This is a genomic window from Methylobacterium indicum (assembly GCF_001043895.1).
GTDB lineage: Bacteria > Pseudomonadota > Alphaproteobacteria > Rhizobiales > Beijerinckiaceae > Methylobacterium > Methylobacterium indicum.
The window spans coordinates 1-4,468 of record NZ_JTHF01000406.1 but is presented as its reverse complement, the minus strand read 5'-3'; the positions used below and the strand labels follow the sequence as shown (position 1 = coordinate 4,468).

Here is a 4,468-nt window from a genome sequence, read left to right as displayed (position 1 = left end):
GACGCGGTCGAGGAGGGGAAGGTTGAGCGGTGACACCGGAGCCATCCTCACGTCCGGAAGGAGGAAACCCGCCGCCGGAATCCGGCGCGGGATGAATGGGAGCGATCAGGCGACATCAAGTGGCGCCGTCCCGGCGGCACGTCCGTCCGCCCCGAGGGTGATGCGCTGGATGCGCGCCTCGGCCCGCTGCAGCAGCGTCTCGCAATGGCGCTTCAGGGCTTCGCCCCGCTCGTAGATCGCGACGGATTCGTCGAGCGGGACATTGCCCTGTTCCAGGCGCTGAACGATGCCCTCGAGTTCCTCGAGGGCTTTCTCGAACGGCAGATCCGCGGTTCCGGTCGGGCCGGCGGGTGCGGAGGCTGCCGCGCGGCTGGCATCGGACCGGGCTGCGGACATGCGTGACGATGCTCCCATGATGAGCATCGGGTTATGGCGAGTGAGGTGACGTGAAACAACCCTTCCCCGGCGACGCAGGAGTGCGGATGCCCGTTTGCGCGCCAGGGCTGCCTTTCGGCCACAGTAGAATCACTCGATGGTGACGCTGAAGGGCTCGCCTTCGAAGGCGTCCGCACCGCGGCCGATCGCCGCGATGGCCGCCACCATGCGCCCGTCCCGGCCGAGCATCGCATCCGCCACCGCGACGAGGCGCCGGTTCGGCGTCGCCGAGGGCGAGGCGGCGCGCAGCTCGCGGGCGATCTCGGCCTCGTCCCGATCGGGCCGCAGGGCGCAGGTCGCGATGAAGGCGGCCGCGGTCGAGCGGCTGATGCCGGCGTAGCAGTGGATCACCAGGGGCTGCTGGCGAGGCCAGGCGCGCACGAAGTCGAGGAGGCGCCGGACATGCGCCTCGTCGGGCAGGACGTGGCCGTCGAGGGCGTCGGTGATGTCGCTCACCCCGACGAACAGGTGGTCGGCCTCGGCGATGCTGGGAGGCCGGATCACCGGCGTGCCGACGTTGATCAGCGTCACAACGTGGCGCGCACCCGTCGCGTCCACGGTCTCGGGCAGGCGGGACAGGGGGCAGACGTGCAGGGTCGGCATGGCGGCGGAGGGTCCTTGTCTAGGAAGCGTGGGCCGCCTGCCCCGCCTCGGCGAGGGCGTGGAAGCGGGCGAGGAAGGCGCCCTGCGCCTCGGCGGTGGGCCAGGGGACGAGCAGCGCGTCGAGGGATGCCTCGACGCGCTCGGGCTTGCCGAACACCCGCACGGCCTCGGCCTCTGCGAAGCCGGCGAGCCGCGTCGCCTCGTAATAGGCGCTCAGGCGGTCGGCGCGCTTGATCAGGCGCTGCGTCGCGGCGCTCGGCGCCGGCGCGAGGCCGAAGCGCAGGCGGATCGCCGCGAGCAGCCGGGTCTCGACCGCCTTGTAGGAATGGCCGATCGCCGCCTTGAACGGCGAGATGATGTCGCCGATCACGTATTCGGGCGCATCGTGGAGCAGCAGTTCCAGCCGCCCGGCGGCTCCGAGCGCCGGCTCGAAGGCGCCGCCGATCGCCTCGACGAGCAGCGAATGCTGGGCCACCGAGAAGACGTGCGGGCCCGCGGTCTGGCCGTTCCAGCGCGCGACGCGGGCGAGCCCGTGGGCGATGTCGGCGATCTCGACGTCGAGGGGCGAGGGATCGAGGAGGTCGAGGCGCCGCCCCGACAGCATCCGCTGCCACGCCCGCGGTTGGGCGCTCACGTCCGAACCCCGAGGCCACCCGGTCCCGGCAGGGCGGCGCAGGGCGCGTGACGGCAGCAGCCGACGAGGTGGTCGTTGAGCATGCCGACCGCCTGCATGAAGGCGTACACGATGGTCGGGCCGCAAAAGCCGAACCCCTCCGCCTTGAGCGCCTTCGACATCTTTCGCGAGATCTCGGTCTCGGTCGGGATCTCGGCGCGGGTCTCGGCCTTCGTCTGGAGCGGGCGCCCGTCGACGAAGTCCCACAGGAAGGCGGAGAAGCCGGGGCCGCGCTCCTGGATGGCGAGCCAGGCTCGCGCGCTGCGGATCGTCGCCTCGATCTTGGCGCGGTTGCGGATGATGCCGGTATCCTGCATCAGCGCCTCGACCTCCGCCGGACCGAACCGCGCGATCGCCTCCGGCTCGAATCCCGCGAAGGCACTCCGAAAACCGTCGCGCCGGCGCAGGATGGTGATCCAGGACAGGCCGGCCTGGAATCCGTCGAGGATCAGCTTCTCGTAGAGGGCGCGGTCGTCGTGCTCGGGCACGCCCCACTCGGTGTCGTGATAGGCGACGTAGAGCGGGTCGGTGCCCGGCCACCAGCAGCGCGGGTGCCCGTCGGGATGCAGGATCAGTCCGGTCGACATCCGGTCTCGTGTCACGATGCGGGGCTGCGAGGCAAGCGACCCGGCGAACTCACGCTAGAGCATTTTCCGACGAAGTGGATGCCGGTTCGTCGACGAAAAAGCGGCAAAATCAAAAACCTAGAGAGCTTCGCGATTGCAACGCGATCGTGAAGCGCTCTACCCGACGAACTCGGCCGCCGCGAAGCCCTGCAGGTAGAGGAGCCCGGTGAGGTCGCCATGATCGATGCGGGCATGGGCCGCGGCGGCGACCGCGGGTTTGGCCCGGAACGCGACGCCGAGGCCCGCCTCCTCCAGCATCGCGAGGTCGTTGGCGCCGTCGCCGACCGCCAGGGTCTCGGCCGGGTCGAGGCCGAGGCGGGTGCGCAGCTCGACGAGCGCGTCGCGCTTGGCCTCGCGCCCGACGATCGGCTCCGCCACGGCGCCGGCGAGGGTGTCGCCCTCGGTCACGAGGCGGTTGGAGCGGTGCTCGTCGAACCCGATCCGCGCCGCCACCGGCCCGGTGAACAGGGTGAAGCCGCCCGAGACCAGGGCCGTGTAGGCGCCGTGGGCCTTGAGGGTGCGTACCAGCGTGAGCCCGCCCGGCATCAGGGTGATGCGCTGCGCGATCACCGCCTCGACCGCCGCGAGCGGCAGGCCCTTGAGCAGGGCGACCCGCTCGCGGAGCGCCGGCTCGAAGGCGATCTCGCCGCGCATCGCCCGCTCGGTGATCGCCGCGACGTGCTCCTTGAGGCCGACCTCGTCGGCGAGCTCGTCGATGCATTCCTGGCCGATCATGGTGGAATCCATGTCGGCGAGGAAGAGCCGCTTGCGCCGGTGGGACGTCACCGCCTGCACGGCGACGTCGATCGGCTCGCCGGCGAGCGCCGCGCGCAGGCGCTCGGCGAGCGCGGGAGCCGCGGCGGGCGCGCCCTCGACCAGGATCTCGGCCGCGACCTCGCCGTGCAGGATCCGCGGTTGATGCTCGGTCGCCAGCAGCGCCCGTGCCTCGGCCAGCACCGCGTCGGTGATGGCGGGGCGCTCCGGGTTTGCTATCAGGGTGGCGACCAGGGTCATCGGGGATCTCGGGGCTCGTCTCAGGCGGCGCGTCCCGCCCGCGCGCGTGAAGAGGGGCAGGCATGGACGGGCGGGTTCGGGCGATCCTCATCGCAGGGCCGACCGCCTCGGGCAAGTCGGCGCTGGCGCTGGCGCTGGCCCGCCGGCACGGCGGCGTGGTGATCAACGCCGATTCGATGCAGGTCTACCGCGACCTGCACCTCCTGACCGCCCGCCCCGCCCCGGACGAGGCGGCGCAGGCGCCCCACCGCCTCTATGGCAGCGTCGACGGCGCGGTGAACTTTTCCGTCGGGCATTACCTCGCCGCGGCCGGTGCGGCCTTGGCGGACGCCTGGGAGGCGGACCGCCTGCCGATCGTCGTCGGCGGCACCGGGCTCTATTTCATGGGGCTGACCGAGGGCCTGTCCGAGATCCCGCCGGTGCCCGACGCGATCCGCGCCGCGGTGCGGGCCGAGGCGGAGGGGCGCGGGACGCCCGAGCTGCACGCCGCCCTCGCGGCCCGCGATCCCGCGGGCGCCGCCCGGCTCGACCCCCACGACCGCCTGCGGGTGCTGCGCGCGCTCGAGGTGCTGACCGCCACGGGCCGGCCGATCGCCGCCTTCCAGGCCGCCCGCCGGCCGGGTCCCCTCACCGGCCTGCCCTGCATCAAGCTCTTCCTCACGCCGGATCGAGACGCGTTGCGGGCCCGGATCGATGCCCGCTTCCTCGCCATGATGGCGGCCGGCGCCCTCGACGAGGTGGAGGCGCTGGCCGCCCGCGACCTCGACCCGATGCTGCCGGTGATGCGCGCCCATGGTGTGCCGGGGCTGATCGCGCATCTGCGCGGCGACCTCCCGTATGACGAGGCGGTGGCGCGGGGCCAGGCCGATACGCGCCGCTACGCCAAGCGGCAGGTGACGTGGTTCCGCCACCAGGCCGGGCCGGACTGGACCTGGCTGGCGCCGGAGGCGGCGATGGCCGGGGTCGAGGCGGGGATATGGGACGGGCCCGCGTGACGGCGGCCCCCGCTCATACGCTTTCCGATTGATCGCTTCGCGATGCGGAAAGCGGCTTCGCTCAGGCGCCGCGCTGGCTGGTGATACGAGATCCGGAAGTCATCTTCCGGATCTCGTATCAC

General features: G+C 72.3%; 6 protein-coding genes. 1 reads left to right on the top strand and 5 read right to left on the bottom strand.

The features are described from left to right. Positions 1-105: 105 nt before the first annotated feature. From QR78_RS30845 to serB, 5 genes are all read right to left on the bottom strand, one after another. The gene (locus tag QR78_RS30845) at positions 106-396 is read right to left on the bottom strand and encodes an exodeoxyribonuclease VII small subunit (protein WP_048431453.1); all 291 of its coding nucleotides are present in this window, start codon (positions 394-396) and stop codon (positions 106-108) included. A gap of 129 nt (positions 397-525) precedes the next feature. After that, positions 526-1,038: a tyrosine phosphatase family protein gene (locus QR78_RS30840; protein WP_048431452.1), complete on the bottom strand. Its 513-nt coding sequence runs from the start codon at positions 1,036-1,038 to the stop codon at positions 526-528. 19 nt (positions 1,039-1,057) lie between these two features. Beyond that, positions 1,058-1,642, bottom strand: coding sequence for an HD domain-containing protein (locus QR78_RS30835; protein ID WP_048431451.1), 585 nt, complete (start codon positions 1,640-1,642; stop codon positions 1,058-1,060). Positions 1,643-1,668: 26 nt separating this feature from the next. Then, positions 1,669-2,298: a DNA-3-methyladenine glycosylase I gene (locus QR78_RS30830; RefSeq protein WP_048431450.1), complete on the bottom strand. Its 630-nt coding sequence runs from the start codon at positions 2,296-2,298 to the stop codon at positions 1,669-1,671. Positions 2,299-2,454: 156 nt separating this feature from the next. Then, complete coding sequence (gene serB / locus QR78_RS30825; protein ID WP_048431449.1) at positions 2,455-3,351, bottom strand: phosphoserine phosphatase SerB; 897 nt, start codon at positions 3,349-3,351, stop codon at positions 2,455-2,457. 62 nt (positions 3,352-3,413) lie between these two features. Between serB and miaA the strand changes: the two genes are divergently transcribed. Continuing rightward, positions 3,414-4,346: a tRNA (adenosine(37)-N6)-dimethylallyltransferase MiaA gene (gene miaA / locus QR78_RS30820; RefSeq protein WP_048431448.1), complete on the top strand. Its 933-nt coding sequence runs from the start codon at positions 3,414-3,416 to the stop codon at positions 4,344-4,346. Positions 4,347-4,468: the final 122 nt, after the last annotated feature.

Excerpts from the sequence above, each read along its gene's own strand:
- QR78_RS30845 (WP_048431453.1), bottom strand. The coding sequence starts at position 396 with ATGTCCGCAGCCCGGTCCGATGCCAGCCGCGCGGCAGCCTCCGCACCC.
- QR78_RS30840 (WP_048431452.1), bottom strand. The coding sequence starts at position 1,038 with ATGCCGACCCTGCACGTCTGCCCCCTGTCCCGCCTGCCCGAGACCGTG.
- QR78_RS30835 (WP_048431451.1), bottom strand. The coding sequence starts at position 1,642 with ATGCTGTCGGGGCGGCGCCTCGACCTCCTCGATCCCTCGCCCCTCGAC.
- QR78_RS30830 (WP_048431450.1), bottom strand. The coding sequence starts at position 2,298 with ATGTCGACCGGACTGATCCTGCATCCCGACGGGCACCCGCGCTGCTGG.
- serB (WP_048431449.1), bottom strand. The coding sequence starts at position 3,351 with ATGACCCTGGTCGCCACCCTGATAGCAAACCCGGAGCGCCCCGCCATC.
- miaA (WP_048431448.1), top strand. The coding sequence starts at position 3,414 with ATGGACGGGCGGGTTCGGGCGATCCTCATCGCAGGGCCGACCGCCTCG.